Consider the following 15,024-nt stretch of genomic DNA (forward strand, 5'->3'; position numbering starts at 1 on the left):
ATCTTTCTAGCACATCTAAAAAATGATGCATCCATGTTACCAAAGCCACCAGCATATACCTTTGATATCGCCTTTACTGCTAAATAAAAAATCCACCATTCACACGCAGAATTGGATTTGCACATTCACTGCCGACGATAAAATGTGCGAATTGATAGCGCCACCCTATAGGAGAAAAATGACCATACACGCACTGTGTATTTAGGGATGAAAAAATGAAAAAGCACTTTGAGCTTATCGATAAGCCGACGTTTTTTGGCGCATTGGGACTTCTGTTCTCAGTGATCATTCCACTTCTGATTTGGCCTGAAGAAGGCGCAGAGTGGATTGCGATTGCAAAAACCTTTATGACCGACAAGCTCGGTTTCCTCTACCTCGCTCTTGGTATCGCCGCTTTTTTCTTTATGGTTTATATCGTGTTCAGCGATATTGGCCAGATAAAACTGGGGGATGCTGACGAGAAACCTGAGTTTGCAACTAGCTCTTGGGCAGCAATGCTGTTCTGTGGCGGTATCGGGGCCAGTATCCTCTACTGGGGTACCATCGAATGGGCCTATTACTATCAAAGCCCTCCATTCCAGCTGGAAGCAGGCAGCGAAGAAGCAGTCCGCTGGGCAGCAACTTACGGTATTTTCCACTGGGGCCCGATTGCCTGGTCTATCTACCTGATCCCCGCATTGCCAATTGCTTACTTCTTCTATGTGCGCAAGCAGCCTGTATTGAAAGTATCATCAGCATTGATGCCTGTTATCGGCGAGGCGCGCAGCCACGGTAAATGGGGCAAGTTTATTGATGTTCTCTTTATTTTTGGCTTGCTCGGCGGCGCAGCAACAACATTGGGTCTGGCAGCACCTCTAATCAACGAAGGTATCAGCTATCTGTTTGGTATTCCTTCCACCACAGTTACCCAGGTTGGCGTGCTGCTCCTGTGTACCGCGCTTTTTGCCTACTCCTCTTACAAAGGCATGGATGAAGGTATTAAGGTTCTCAGTAACATCAACTTCTGGGGTGCACTCGCACTGCTGGCCTTCATCCTTGTGAGTGGCCCTACCCTGTTTATGCTCGAAACCGGCCTGGACTCCATTGGCCGTATGTTGTCTAACTTCTTTGTTATGGCGACATGGGCAGAACCATTCGGTGGCTACGGCACATTTGAAGACACGCATTTCCCACAGGACTGGACCATTTTCTACTGGGCGTGGTGGTTGGTATTTGCACCAAGTATGGGCCTGTTTGTCGCGCGTATTTCACGCGGACGCACCATCAAACAAATGGTGTCAGGTTCAATCTTCTTTGGTTCAATGGGCTGCGCACTGTACTTCATGATTCTGGGTAACTATGGTCTGTCTCTTCAGCTTTCCGGTCAGTTGGATGTTGTATCCATCCTGAATGAGAAAGGCGCAACGACAGCCATCTTCTCGATTCTTGAGCAGTTGCCGATGAGCACACTGGTCATCGCTACCTTCACGATTCTGTGCATCATCTTTACCGCAACCACGTTCGACTCCATTTCGTTTATTCTGGCTTCCGTGGTGCAAAACAACGTGACGGAAGATCCACTGCGTTGGAACCGTCTTTTCTGGGCATTTACTCTGTCGTTTATGCCATCGGTACTGATGTTTATGGGCGGTCTTGCTACCCTGCAAACCGCAGCGATCGTCGGTGGCCTGCCATTGCTGGTAATCGCCGTGATGTTGATGATCTCCGGTGTGAAAGCAGCAACGCTCGACCTGTCACATCAAGAAGGTTACGTTGACCCTGTGATCAACATTGAGGAATTCCCGGACGTCGATCCTTGGTCTCGCGAAGGTATTGCCATGGCGAAATTTGAACGCCTGAAAGACGAAGCCATCGCTGCTGCTGAAGAAGAACGCGAAAAGCTGAATGCTATCTGGGTTCTGAAAAAAGAAATCCGTGCAGCAGCTCTTGCCCGGGGTGAATCTGGCGCTGAACTTGGCGATGCTCCAGAAGAGCAATTGGTCGAGATCCAACGCCTTACTGATGAAGCCATGGCAGCCAAAGAGCATAAACTGCAGGCATCTGAAAGTGCTCAGCAGGCACGTATCGAATTCAACGAATTGGTGCGAGAGCGCCGCAGACTTGAAGAAGAAGCCCTGTTGGCTAACAAGGCTTAATCTCTTGAAAAAGAAAGCCCCAGCATTTGCCGGGGCTTTTTTTACTGATTTTTTAGAGGGCGATTATTGAAGCTCCCAAGGACCCCACTGTGATCCTGGGGTATCACCTTTCGTCCACCATTTCGCTTTGTAAGTGTTACCTTGGTAGATAGTCAGGTCACCACCGTTGTAAACCTTGTCCGCGCTCCACTCTTTCGCAGAACCGTCATCAAAGGCTTCCCACACTGCAGATGTTCCAGGTTCTTCACCTTTCGTCCACCACTTAGCGGTGTACTCGATGCCGTTATGAACAACTTTGTCACCTGTGTTGTAAACCTTGTTTGGATCCCAGTTGCTGTCGATTGGGCCTGGTTTACCTTTCACATTCACGGTCACAGTCGCTTCTGCGCTGTCAACACCATCAGTAACGGTGACAACAACCGAAATAACAGTGTCTTCTGCAGATTCAACAGTCGGTACAGTGATAACTGCGCTATTGCCTGTTTGAACAAGGTCACCAGGTGCAGCCGTGATGGTCAGTGCATCATTGTCTGCGTCAGTCGCTGAAACATTGATGGTCGCTGTTTCACCCGCATTGACGTTCACTGATGCAGGTACAGTCAGCTCAGGCACGTTGTTGACTGGTTCGCCAGTGCCTTTTACGTTAACAACAACACTTGCAGAGTCAGACTTCTTACCATCTGAAACCGTTACATTAATAGTTTCAGTAATATCAACAGACGTGTTTGGTGCTTTGTAAGTGACAGTTGCAGTGCCGTCGCCATTGTCAGCCACTTCAGCACCCACTGCTTTGAATGTCAGCTTGTCACCATCTTTGTCAACAGCTGAAACGTCAAAGCTCAACACACCGCCACTAACGATATTTTGTGCACCAGGAACCGTCAGAACAGGCGCTTCGTTCGGTACGATCTCTTTGCTGAACACCAGGTCGATTTGCTCTGCCAGCGGTGAACGCAGGTTAGTACATTCTTTCAGCTTGCTGCCGTGGTTAACAAAGCTGCCTTCACACTTGATGTCACCATGTACCTGCCAAACGATAATACCGCCCAGATCGTTATCGACGATGTATTCAGCCTTCTTGCGAATTGCTTCTGGGTCGTCGTAGCTCAGGAAGTATTTACCTTTCACAGCGTAAGGCACTTGGGCATTCGCATCCCACTTGTGCTCCCAACCTGGTTGCTTAACGAGGTAGTTATAGTTAGGTTGACCTTCAAACACTTTCCAGTTGTCCAGGTCAACCGCTGATACCGTTGGACCATCAACAGAGAAGTTAACGTTGCGTTTGTCAGTTGGCGCACCAACGTAAGCTTCTGCTTCGGTGGTTTGAACGCCACGGCCGTAGAACGCCGCACCAAAGTTGATTTGCTTAGAGTTGATACCTTTAACATCAACCATCCAGTTCTTCAGTGTTTCAAGGTTCAAACCTTCAAACTCTTCTTCTGGGTACGGGTACAGTGGTGAGTTATGACCTGCAACATTCGACCAACCACCGTTCAGGTCGTAAGTCATCATGTTGAAGTAGTCCATAGAGCGCTGCAGGCGTTCCCAGTTGTAACCTTCCAGTGCCGCTGGTACCGCTTTGAATGCCGCTGTCAGCAGACGGTCTGGCCCGATGCGTTCACGGATATCATCCATCAACTGTTCAAAGTTTGCGTAGTCTGCGTCAGTACCGGTAAAGTTCATGCCGCCAGAGCCTGGGTATTCCCAGTCGATGTCGATACCGTGGAAGCCCAGTGCGATGAGTCGGTCAATGTCCGCTAGGAAGCGTTCTTTCTTAACAGGATCTGCCGCCATTTCTGGGAAGTGCTTGGACATACTCCAACCACCGATAGATGCCATTACCTTCACGCCTTTTTCATTCGCGAGGTCGATCAGGCCTGGCGCGCCGCCAGCTTTTTTCAGTGGGATTGGCATTTGGCCAGTTACGCCGGTTGGCTCATGTTTCCAACCACGTCCATCTTTTACAAAACCTTGCGCCTGAACTTTCGCTAACGCTTCCGCTTGCCAAGGTTCATTTCCTGGGTACTCGTGAATGTATTCAAGCTCACCCCACAGGATGTGGAAGTCCCAACTGGAGTAGACATCCGGGTGCAATAGTGGGCCTGGTTCCTGAACTGCATTTGGTTGATAAATGCTCTTGTTACGAAGGTCGCCACTGTGCAGGCTGCCATCTTTCGCAACGCCAAAAAACGAAAAGTTCAGGATGTTGTAGATATCCATATCTACGTTAAGGTGCGTAGCTTCACCTTTTACGCTAAAGCCGGCATCAGTGCCCTTCCACGCTTCCCATTGCGTCAGGTAACCGATAACCGCTTTATCATGCGCCGGCGCTGCTTGTACTGCGGCGGTCATGCCGAGCGTACTTGCAACACACGCCGCAATAGCGGTGAGCTTAAGTCCTTTATTCATATTGTTTTTCTCCACGTCTGGGTGTTGGTGTTTTTCACTAGGCATAGAATTTCCCACCAGTTAATTTCCGACGCGAATAAAAAACTCGAACTTTGGTACAGGCGTTCAAAATCAAACTACTCAATTACGTTTTTTTGCACTTTTTTTGGCACTAGAGCAAGTCATCACACCTTGCTGACAATTTGCACACCTCCTAACTGAACCGCCATTATTTTCCTTTAATATCAGTGATTTTGAAGACACATCACAAACCCGACACTCCAACATCCCCCTTCCATAAACGCAAAAAAAGCTCCGCCTGCAACAGCAAAGCGGAGTGAACTAAAAAGTAATAAAGTAATAATGCGCTAACTAAAGATGTTAAGCCGTGCTATGGCAGCACACTGAACACAGAGCAATAGCCATGCCTAAATGTAGGCAGTAATAAAATCAACGCTATACGGCAAAGTAGCTTGCGACGCCAAAACTTTTGCGCTTTTTCAAGGCATACACTGCACCAAAGACGGTCAATCCCTTGAAAAAGTGGCTCCGTTGTCTCAAAGCGCGGGCTTTTTGTCTGTCACTAATTCCAATTTCTCACATCCTTTCGGATAATGTCCGCTCCCTGGCCTATGCCGACAGTAATCGAGAGAACAACAATGGATTTTGCATTACCCCTCGTCATCCTGGTGATGATTGTATTTATTATTCTCAACCGCCAAAAAGCCAAGAAACTGGCTGAAGAAAATCAACAGGCCGGTGCAGCGTTTTTGGCTCAGAACGCACAGGAAGATGGGGTGACTACCACGGACAGTGGACTGCAGTACAAAGTGCTTCAGGAAGGCGAAGGTGATGCACACCCAAGTGCAACATCGCGTGTGAAAGTGCACTATCACGGCACACTGATTGACGGCACCGTGTTCGACAGCTCCGTTCAGCGTGGTGAGCCTATTGAGTTTGGTCTGAATCAGGTCATTAAAGGCTGGACTGAAGGTGTACAGCTGATGAAGAAAGGTGAGAAAACCCGCTTTTTCATCCCAGCTCCCTTGGCTTATGGCAATGCATCAGCGGGGATCATCAAGCCAGGTTCAACGCTGATTTTTGATGTTGAGTTGCTTGATTTCCAATGAGCAACCGGACAATTTCCAATTGAAAAAAGAGAGGCCGCAAAATGCGGCCTCTCTTTTTACGATACCAAGTTTACGATACCAATCTCGTGTGAATCACCCTGTGTGCTTCGATCCAAACGCTGACTTCTTCAAACGGTAAAGGTTGTGAGAAGTAGTAGCCCTGGCAAATATCGATACCGCAGCTTGCCACAAAAAGCTTCTCAGCATTTGTCTCTACCCCTTCAGCAACCAGGGCGCAGCCGGTCACTTCGCTGATTTTCGCCAACAGCTGATACAGGTTCTGACCACGTTCTTCTTTTACGTTTAGCAGCAGAGAACGGTCCAGTTTTACTTTGTCGAAGTTGAACTGCAACAAGTGAGGGAATGATGCATAGCCAGAGCCAAAGTCATCAATCGCTACCGTAATGCCGAATGTTTGCAGAGCCTGAATATTCTCACTGATTTGGTTATGGTCCTCCAAAATAGCCTCTTCAGTGATCTCAATCTCCAATGACGTCGCAGGCACTTTGTGGTACTTCAGGCGCTCAGCGATGTAATCAACAATGTCAGGGTTTGAAATCGTTTCGGCAGACACGTTCACGGCCACTTTGCAGCCAGATTCCAGTGGCAGCTTGCCCATATCAGCCAGCACCATGTCGATAACCATCTGGTCCAGCTGCCCCATTGCACCCAGGTTCTGGAAATCCTGAATGAAGGTCGGTGAGTGCATATTGCCCTGCTCATCACGGTATCGAACCAATGACTCGAATGCCAGGTGGCCTGAGTCCGTCAAATGAACCTGTGGCTGGTAGAACATCACAAACTCACCGCTGCTCAGCATTTTACTGACGCGCTTGCTCACCTCATGCTTGCTGATATAGCTCGACATAGAGGTATTCACGTCGCCCAAAAACGACTTCAACGTACTGCGCTCAATCTCCACTTTGCGCAGCATATTCTTGCTGTCCAGGCTACTTTTTCCGACATAGCTCAGGTAGAACGGACGATAAATAAGAATACCCAGTCCAATAACAACCAGCTGCAGGATCACCCCGCCAAAGCTGTTTTGCGTTGCCAGATAACCACTGATCAATGGCGGTGTCATCCAATCTACAATCGTACTGACCGGCTCGACAAACCCGATCGCCATACTCACATACACCACCACAAACGCCACCATAGGCACAAGGATGAACGGGATAATGAGTGTTGGGTTGAAGATGATCGGCAACCCGAACAACAGCAGTTCGTTGATGTTAAACATCACAAGAGGCAATGCTGACAGCGCCAGGGTGAGATGGCGTCTGTCTTTGGAAAAGAACAGAATGCACAGCAAAAGACTCAGTGAAATACCTGAACCACCCAACGACAGAAACGCATCATAAAATCCCTGACCAAGGATATTCAGCGGCTCCTCGCCCACCTGCCAGGCAGCAATGTTGCTTTGTGTATCTTCATACAACTGTTGTTTGGCGCGAAACAAGAAGTTGTGACCATTGATACCAACAGCGCCCAACAGACCAAGGACAAACTGGTAAGTCAGACCGCCGCTAAAGGTCAACGGGTTGAGTGTCAGGTGTTCTTTGAATATTTGCGATTCATAGATAATGAAACCCGTCAGTTTGGTGAAACATATGGTCACCAACAGGAAGACAAAAAAGTGCCCTACCTGTTTATACAAGGCGCTAACAAAATCTAACCGTGACGGGTCGAGTGGAAATAGCCTGAAAGAGACACAACAAACCACCGACACTATCGCCGTCAGCAAAGCAACCAATGAATTGTTAGGAAGCCCGCTTTGCGCGACCAGCCCATTGGACAAAGAGATGGCCACATACATCACCAATGCGTATGGCAATACAACCATGGGGTTGACGTTGTGCTTTGCTGAAAGGTAATAGGTGGCAATGATGCATAACGCAGAAGGGTAAATACCAATCAGTAATGTATTTAAATAAAAGAAGTGACTGGTAATCTCAGGATACCCAGCCACGTTTGCTAAATGACCAACGAATATTGAAATTGCATTACAGATCGTTAGCGGGAGAAGCAATAGAAAAACAATTGAAACGTCACGTACATAGGTATCGTAACATGACCTTAAAGAAGGCAACTTCAGCATAAAAAAGTACTTAAATTCAGGGCTTGCCCACAAAATGAGCGCGGATTATATCCCCCTGAAAAATAAGTCTCAAATAAAAATATTTACAGCTGAAAATAATCAAAAAACCAACATTTCAGCCAACTAATTTTGACTAAAAATCACTCAAAATAACTATGCAAAAAAACCTCGGAAAAATTAATAAAAGAAAAAGTCACAGTAATTAAACAAACACAACTCAAAATACCAAAGTTAAAGGAAAGCACATCACAATAAGCATTGATAAAAATATTAAATCAACCCAATCTGAATTTTTGATTGATGCAATTTTAAATATTCAATGTCGTTTAAATAAGCTATATGATGTCCTTCAGAGAGATTCATCTGGAATCCAGGATCCTCGTCTTCCGCTTCCCTAACCATAAACGTCACCAAAGCATGCAACCGCTGCACCATGGTGCTGACAAGCGACACTCTCTCTTGCTCCGAAACACCATAAGCATCCAGAAACATTTTGGCTCTGGCGATTTGTTGGTCAAGAGAACCCAGCTTATCAATGTGATGGGTTTTAAACGGAGCCCAGCAATAGACTGCGTAGGCGATATCCCAAAGCCTTGGTGCTGGATGCGCGGTATCGAAATCAAACACCCCCACTACTGTTTGTCCCTTCAAGGCCACATTGTAAGGCGCAAAGTCCCCATGACAGACAACCTCGGCAGGTTCTCTGGATGGCAGCATCCAGTGTTGCTTTCGATGATCATGTTGAAGAAAAGTCGCGGAAGCATCATGAAACTGACGAAGCAAACGGGCTGCTGACATTAACGCTTCATCGCTGGCAATAGCGCCGCGCAATGGATAGTTATACGTCTCCCCTTCTACAAAACTCAGGGTCTCATTCTTATCATCACACCCAAGAAACTGAGGGCATTCCTTAAAGCCCTGTTGATGCAGATAAGTGAGAAGTCGATGTACCGTCGCGGAGTGCACACTCAGGGGACGGATAACGGTATCATTTTGTTTGAAAATGGAATCGCTTCTTCCACCGGATAAAACTTCCATATAAACCTCGAAGAAGGGGTGACAGACATACCCAAACAACCTGAAGATGAAGTATCCAGCGCAATGCGCGCACCTTCAGGTTGTATGGAAAAGCAAGGAAGGTTTGAAGAAGCTGTATCCTACACAAATCCGCGTCATAACAACATGATGGCTATCCCATACCTAAAATGGCAAAACCCCGCCAGTGCGACGGGGTTCGAGTTCTTACTTCAGGGCTCATGGCTCCTGACTCTTACCTAAACGCTAAATCACGCAAGAAGAGTGCAATTTGCGGGAAGAAAATCAGCAGCACGGAGACAAACAGCAGGATAAAGACAAACGGTGGAGTGCCCCTCACCACATCCAGATAGGGCCGTTTAAATACGGCGATTGCGGTAAAGATGTCACACCCAAACGGTGGCGTTGCAGAGCCCACTGCGGCTTGTAAGGTCACAATTGCTCCCACCAGCACCGGATCGACACCAGAAGATTTGATAAAAGGCGCAAAGATAGGCACCAGGATCAGCATCACCACAATGGGGTCAACAAACATACAGCCGATAAAGAATGCCACCGAGATAATCATCAACAGCTCAATCTGGCTGGCGTCCGCAATCCCGATCCCACCCAGGATTTCCTGTGGTATGCGGGCAAAGGAAATCACCCAGGAAAAGGCGCCGCCTGCGGCCACCAGAATAAACACCACAGCGGTAATAAGGCCGGTGGAAAGCGCAATATCGCCCAATTCGCTCCATTTCACTTTCTTAAAAATCACCATTTCCAGCACAATGGCGTACAGCACAGAAATCGAGGCTGCCTCAGTGGGGCTGAAAACCCCCGCGTAAATACCACCAATGGTGATCACCGGAAAACCGAAAGGTAACAGTGCTCTGGAGCAGGCTCGCCAGCGCTCTGCCCAACTGGCTGCATCAATGCTTTCTACTTCGTTGCGGCTCGCATAAAAATAACAGTACGCAGAGAAAAGCAGCAGGATGAGAATCGCAGGGCCAATTCCAGCAATAAAGAGTTCTGCCACCGATGTACCGGACACCACACCATAAACAATCATCCCGATGCTGGGCGGGATCAGCAGTGCCAAGTCAGAAGCATTGATGATAAGCGCAAGGACAAAGCTGTCCTTGTAGCCTTTTTGCAGCATTTTCGGCCGCATGATTGAGCCAACCGCCACCACAGTGGCTTGCGTGGAGCCCGATACCGCACCAAACATGGCACAACTGACCGACGAAGTGATCGCCAAACCGCCCTTTAGGTGGCCAACAAACGCCATAGCCACGTCCAGAAGCCGGGTTGCTGCGGCGCCACGGGTGACAATATCAGCAGCCAGAATAAACATGGGCACTGCGATCAATGCTGCCGGTTTAATCCCAGCTAACATCTGCTGGATAATAAAATCCGGCCCCATGCCGAAATAGACCAAAAAGCCCACCAACGAAGCCGCCAACAAAGGAACCAGCATAGGAAAACCCATTGCGAGCAGCACCACCATGACAATAACCAATACTGTCGTCATTTCTTGTCCTCCTCAACCGATTCAAGTGCCTCAGAGGCAACGACATCCGGTACATCATGGTAAATGGCAGGCATTTCCCGTTTACCTTGGAACACCTGAACATATTCGATGGTGTGACGCAAAAACTGCACGGAGGTAAAGCCAAGACCAATGGGCACCACAATGTAGACAAGGTGCAGAGGCCAGCGCAGTGCAGGCGACAAACGCCCCATGGAGGAGACTTTCATTAGGTATTCAACGGCATACCAGGCCAACAGCGCCAAAAGGCAGGCAGTAACCAGATTGATCACTATCATGGCGAAGGCGCGGCTCTTACCACGAAGTGTGTCGACAAACGCAGACATGGAGATGTGACGCGACTGGCGGGCAGCATAGCTGCTGCCGATGAAGGTCACTGCGATGATGAGAAAGTAATTGAGTTCTTCAGAAAAATAGAGACTCTGGCCAAACATGTATCGCCCAAATACATTGATAATGGAGTTCAATGCAATGAGCAAAATCGCGGCGATGAGTATCCCCGCTTCGAGTCTGCGTATCCAGTCGTCGATCAGCTTGAAAAAGCGCATGACCCCCTCCCTGTAGTGACTGGCTTTACCCCGGCAATTACAACCACCAAAAGTAAAATAGTTGTAAAAAACCGTATCCAGCCATGTCAATCAAGTCAATTGTCATGAATGCGAATATTTTCTGATTTTCTCCTCACAGCAGAAAATGTGGAGGTGGCGGCTCGCTTTTTATCAGGTCAGCCACGATCTGTAGCCCCCGTTTAATGCGGAAACGACTCGCTTCAGCCCCCAAACTGATGCGGATATGATTTTTCTGCCGCTCAGACTCCAAAGCAAACGGTTGATAGCCAGTCAATTGCACACCCGCCTGCCGTGCAGCTGCCAACAGGTTATCGGCTTGCCATTCACTGGGCAGCGTCATCCAAATGTGCTGTCCATAAGGATGTGCCGTGTAGGAAAGGTCAGAAAAGCTGCTGGCCGCCATCCGTTGGCGGGAAGAAAACTCCTGACGCTGGAAAGCAGTAATTCGCTCCACTGAGCCATTAGCAATCCAGCGGCTTGCGACCTCGAAAGGCAGTGGCGTCGCCATCCAGCTCGTTGCCGCCAAACGCCCGACTGCATGTTGTTTAAGGTGTCTTGGCACCACAAGAAATCCCGTACGCAGTCCCGGTGCCACGGTTTTAGTTAAGCTCGTCACGTAGAAACTCTGCTCCGGCAGCAAGCTGGAAATGGGTGGCAAACGATTTGGCTCAAGTGCCCCGTAGACATCGTCCTCAATCACCATCAGGTTGTGGCGGCGCGCAATCTCCGCTATCGCTTCGCGGCGCGCCAATCCCATGTGGGCACTGGTAGGGTTATTCATGCTGGGGGTACAGGCCAGCGCCTTGATCGTGCGGGTCTGACACGCCCTTTCCAGAGCGTCCGGTAAAATCCCCTGCTCGTCCATGTCAATGCCACACAATTTGAATTTAAAGATCTTCGAGCGTGCAATCAGGCCGTGGTCAACCAGGCTTTCACACGCCACTGTATCACCGGGGGAAATGGCGGTTCCTAGCGCCAACATCAACCCATGGCAGGCGCCATTGGTCAGCAGAATACACTCAGCTTCCGCATGGAGTTTCTGGCTGGCAAGGTACATCTGCGCCGCTTCAATGTGATGACGCTGACCTACAACCGGACGGGCTGACCCAAGAAGGTGGGCTGTATCTCCCTGCTGGGCAATGTCTATCAGGGTTTCATTGAACAACTGAGTAATTTGCTGAGTGTACACCGGGTGGGCAATGGACATATCAATCACGTCTGACACGCTTTGATCGGCCTTCACATCCTGCGTCAGCATAAACTCGCTTTCCTTACCCTGGGAAAAACTGCGGACAAATGTACCGCTTCCCACCCAAGCCTCCACTGCCCCCTGCTTTTCAGCATGAGCATAGGCATTGCTCACCGTTTGTACGCTGACATCCAATTGATCTGCTAATTCGCGATGTGGGGGTAATTTCGTGCCAGGCATCAAAATCCCTTGAGAAATCTGCTCCGTTATCGCTTTTGAGATCGCCAAGTATTTCGGGAGTCCAGGGGCTAATTCGAGGTGTAATTTGATTGTCATAGTTCAATATTTTTGTTGACCAATTTTTAACCTCTAGTGTAAGTGTAAAGTAAGTTCAAATGTAAACACTTTCGCTACATTGACTCACATTGTTTTACATTGAACTGCTTTGTAATGTTAATAGCTTGAAAGTCAGTGGACTACACTCACCGCAATGAACATTACAAAAAAGCTGGGAGGCAAAACAGTCACCGCGATTTTTCTGGAAAAAATGTCTACCCCGAATTTTTTCCGATACCGATGACTGGCGATGACTCTGGTCGTGTCAACGTTCGTCCTGTTAGGGCGGTATTTTTAGGAGATATGGGGCATGAGTGACGTTGTGCTTAACTTTACGCTTGAAGAGTTCGGCGTCCGGCTGGCGAAAGTTCGCGCGGCCATGGAAAAGAGGGAGTTGGATGTACTGATTGTTCACGATCCATCAAACATGGCCTGGCTGACCGGCTACGACGGTTGGTCATTTTACGTGCCGCAATGTGTTGTGATTGGACACAGCGGAGAGCCAGTGTGGTTTGGCCGCAATCAGGATGCAAACGGTGCACGCCGCACCGTGTACATGAGCCACAAAAACGTAGTGGGTTACCCCGATCATTACGTGATGAATCCGCCGCTTCATCCCATGGAGTATCTGGCAAATGCAGTATTGCCGGAACACTTGTGGGATCGCGGACGCATCGGCGTAGAAAAAGACAATTACTACTTCAGCGCAACGGCTTACGAATCACTGCAGGAAAACCTTCCCAACGCATCGTTTGTTGATGCCACTGGCTTGGTGAATTGGAGCCGAGCACAGAAATCCGATCAAGAGCTTTACTACATGCGCGCAGCAGCCCGCATCGTTGAAAACATGCACCGCGTTGCCTTTGAACTGATTGAACCAGGCCTTCCGAAGCATATTCTGGTGGCAGAAATCAATAAACACTCGGTGATTGGCCATGATGGTCATTTCGGTGACTACGCTGCCATTGTGCCGCTGTTGCCATCCGGTGTAGACGCTTCTGCCCCGCACCTGACCTGGAACGATCGTCCTTTCGTGAAAGGCGAAGGGACGTTTATTGAAATGGCCGGCGTTCACCGCCGTTATCACTGCCCCCTTTCGCGCACCATCTATCTTGGCGATCCTGCCGACCACTTCAAGCGTGCTAACGAAGCGCTCAACGAAGGGTTGGAAGCTGGGTTGGCCGTAGCCAGGCCGGGCAATACCTGTGGCGACATTGCAGCCGCATTGAACGCCACCATGGAAAAATTCGGATTTGACCGCGGAGGTGCCCGTTGTGGTTACCCTATCGGGCTGAGTTACCCGCCGGATTGGGGCGAGCGCACCATGAGCCTGCGTGCTACTGATACCACTGTGCTCGAAGAAGGCATGACCTTCCACTTTATGCCCGGTCTTTGGATGGATGACTGGGGCATGGAGACAACGGAAAGCATTGTGATCACCAAATACGGGGCAGAAACCCTGTGTGACTTCCCACGGCAACTGTTTGTCAAACACTAAGAGAAAGGTAACTGCGCACCATGGAAAGATTACCGCCAAGCTCAGTCTCAGCGACAGTCGATTTCGATGCAGATGGCACCCAACATGGCTTTCTGAAACTGCCGTATTCCCACGACGGTTCAGCGTGGGGGGCAATCATGACGCCGATCACTGTGATCAAAAACGGTGAAGGCCAGACGGCCTTGCTGACCGGCGGTAACCATGGTGATGAGTACGAAGGCATCACTTCCCTGCTCAAATTATGTAGCACACTTAAACAGGAAAACATTCAGGGCCGGGTCATCATTATCCCCATGATGAACCACCCTGCCGTTGTCGCGGGGAGCCGGGTCTCGCCGATTGATAATGGCAACATGAACCGCTCCTTTCCCGGCCATCCTTACGGCACCATGACCGAAAGAATGGCGGACTACTACAACCGTGTATTGATCCCGCTTTGTGATGTGGCACTCGATATCCATTCAGGGGGAAAAACCCTCGATATCCTTCCGTTTGCTGCTGCGCACCGTCTGGACAACAAAGCCCAGGAAATGCGTTGTATTGAAGGTGCCCGCCTGTTTGGTGCACCCTACTGTTTTTACCTGGAAGAGATGGATGCTACCCAACTCTATGACACTGCCGTTGAGCGTCAGGGAAAAGTCTTCGTCACGACCGAACTGCACGGTGGCGGTACCAGTTCACCCGCAACCATCAAAATGGCCGACACCGGCATTCACAATTTTCTGGTGTACAGCGGCATATTGAAAAAGAACTACATCGAGCCGGACTCAGATCCGGTAGAGCTTGAGATCCCCAACGCCAGTTGTTACCTGCAAAGTGAGCACAGCGGCATCTTGGAACTGTGCATTGCGCTCGGTGATGAGGTGCAAAAGGGAGATCTCATCGCCCGTATTTACTCAACAGAAAGAACAGGACAGGCACCAGCCGAATATTTTGCTGACACCGGCGGCATACTTGCTGCGCGACGGCATTTGGCAAAGGTAGAGCTGGGCGATACCTTCGCGGTGCTCGCCAGACCTGTCACCTGATCGAAAGAACCTTGCGCTAAAACGACTGTGAATGTAGCGGACGACGGATCCGCACCCTTTGCACGCTCGCAGATTTATCACGAG

At 49.2% G+C, this 15,024-nt stretch carries 10 protein-coding genes; 4 read left to right on the forward strand and 6 right to left on the reverse strand.

Translation table 11 applies throughout. The features are described 5' to 3' along the window. Nucleotides 1-215: 215 nt before the first annotated feature. On the forward strand, nucleotides 216-2,135 hold the full coding sequence (locus KU854_RS02110) for a BCCT family transporter (RefSeq protein ID WP_218356824.1): 1,920 nt from the start codon (nucleotides 216-218) through the stop codon (nucleotides 2,133-2,135). A gap of 63 nt (nucleotides 2,136-2,198) precedes the next feature. Here the strand turns inward: KU854_RS02110 and KU854_RS02115 are convergent, their stop codons facing one another. Then, on the reverse strand, nucleotides 2,199-4,544 hold the full coding sequence (locus KU854_RS02115) for a glycosyl hydrolase family 18 protein (RefSeq protein WP_218356825.1): 2,346 nt from the start codon (nucleotides 4,542-4,544) through the stop codon (nucleotides 2,199-2,201). Nucleotides 4,545-5,182: 638 nt separating this feature from the next. Here KU854_RS02115 and KU854_RS02120 point away from each other — a divergent pair. Further along, entirely contained in the window at nucleotides 5,183-5,653 is a 471-nt protein-coding gene (locus KU854_RS02120; protein WP_218356826.1) for an FKBP-type peptidyl-prolyl cis-trans isomerase, read from the forward strand. 70 nt (nucleotides 5,654-5,723) lie between these two features. Here the strand turns inward: KU854_RS02120 and KU854_RS02125 are convergent, their stop codons facing one another. The 5 genes from KU854_RS02125 to ehuR all read right to left on the reverse strand — a co-directional run bounded on the left by KU854_RS02125 (nucleotide 5,724) and on the right by ehuR (nucleotide 12,414). Further along, nucleotides 5,724-7,754: an EAL domain-containing protein gene (locus KU854_RS02125; protein WP_218356827.1), complete on the reverse strand. Its 2,031-nt coding sequence runs from the start codon at nucleotides 7,752-7,754 to the stop codon at nucleotides 5,724-5,726. A gap of 270 nt (nucleotides 7,755-8,024) precedes the next feature. After that, complete coding sequence (locus tag KU854_RS02130; RefSeq protein ID WP_218356828.1) at nucleotides 8,025-8,792, reverse strand: phosphotransferase enzyme family protein; 768 nt, start codon at nucleotides 8,790-8,792, stop codon at nucleotides 8,025-8,027. A gap of 232 nt (nucleotides 8,793-9,024) precedes the next feature. Then, nucleotides 9,025-10,302: a TRAP transporter large permease gene (locus tag KU854_RS02135; RefSeq protein WP_218356829.1), complete on the reverse strand. Its 1,278-nt coding sequence runs from the start codon at nucleotides 10,300-10,302 to the stop codon at nucleotides 9,025-9,027. Beyond that, nucleotides 10,299-10,868: a TRAP transporter small permease gene (locus KU854_RS02140; RefSeq protein WP_218356830.1), complete on the reverse strand. Its 570-nt coding sequence runs from the start codon at nucleotides 10,866-10,868 to the stop codon at nucleotides 10,299-10,301. Before KU854_RS02140 ends, KU854_RS02135 begins: the two co-directional genes overlap by 4 nt. 133 nt (nucleotides 10,869-11,001) lie before the next feature. Then, nucleotides 11,002-12,414 (reverse strand): MocR-like ectoine utilization transcription factor EhuR, encoded by a 1,413-nt coding sequence (ehuR, locus tag KU854_RS02145; protein WP_255555336.1) that lies wholly within the window; start codon nucleotides 12,412-12,414, stop codon nucleotides 11,002-11,004. A gap of 310 nt (nucleotides 12,415-12,724) precedes the next feature. Here ehuR and doeA point away from each other — a divergent pair, with 310 nt between their 5' ends. Both doeA and doeB read left to right on the forward strand, forming a co-directional pair. Continuing rightward, nucleotides 12,725-13,912: an ectoine hydrolase DoeA gene (gene doeA, locus KU854_RS02150; protein ID WP_218356832.1), complete on the forward strand. Its 1,188-nt coding sequence runs from the start codon at nucleotides 12,725-12,727 to the stop codon at nucleotides 13,910-13,912. Nucleotides 13,913-13,932: 20 nt separating this feature from the next. Then, complete coding sequence (gene doeB / locus KU854_RS02155) at nucleotides 13,933-14,940, forward strand: N(2)-acetyl-L-2,4-diaminobutanoate deacetylase DoeB (RefSeq protein WP_218356833.1); 1,008 nt, start codon at nucleotides 13,933-13,935, stop codon at nucleotides 14,938-14,940. Nucleotides 14,941-15,024 lie beyond the last annotated feature (84 nt).

Source organism: Enterovibrio paralichthyis, from assembly GCF_019209835.1.
Lineage (GTDB): Bacteria > Pseudomonadota > Gammaproteobacteria > Enterobacterales > Vibrionaceae > Enterovibrio > Enterovibrio paralichthyis.

Bases quoted from the DNA above. Each gene is read 5' to 3' on its own strand.
- KU854_RS02110 (WP_218356824.1), top strand. From the start codon at position 216: ATGAAAAAGCACTTTGAGCTTATCGATAAGCCGACGTTTTTTGGCGCA.
- KU854_RS02115 (WP_218356825.1), bottom strand. From the start codon at position 4,544: ATGAATAAAGGACTTAAGCTCACCGCTATTGCGGCGTGTGTTGCAAGT.
- KU854_RS02120 (WP_218356826.1), top strand. From the start codon at position 5,183: ATGGATTTTGCATTACCCCTCGTCATCCTGGTGATGATTGTATTTATT.
- KU854_RS02125 (WP_218356827.1), bottom strand. From the start codon at position 7,754: ATGCTGAAGTTGCCTTCTTTAAGGTCATGTTACGATACCTATGTACGT.
- KU854_RS02130 (WP_218356828.1), bottom strand. From the start codon at position 8,792: ATGGAAGTTTTATCCGGTGGAAGAAGCGATTCCATTTTCAAACAAAAT.
- KU854_RS02135 (WP_218356829.1), bottom strand. From the start codon at position 10,302: ATGACGACAGTATTGGTTATTGTCATGGTGGTGCTGCTCGCAATGGGT.
- KU854_RS02140 (WP_218356830.1), bottom strand. From the start codon at position 10,868: ATGCGCTTTTTCAAGCTGATCGACGACTGGATACGCAGACTCGAAGCG.
- ehuR (WP_255555336.1), bottom strand. From the start codon at position 12,414: ATGACAATCAAATTACACCTCGAATTAGCCCCTGGACTCCCGAAATAC.
- doeA (WP_218356832.1), top strand. From the start codon at position 12,725: ATGAGTGACGTTGTGCTTAACTTTACGCTTGAAGAGTTCGGCGTCCGG.
- doeB (WP_218356833.1), top strand. From the start codon at position 13,933: ATGGAAAGATTACCGCCAAGCTCAGTCTCAGCGACAGTCGATTTCGAT.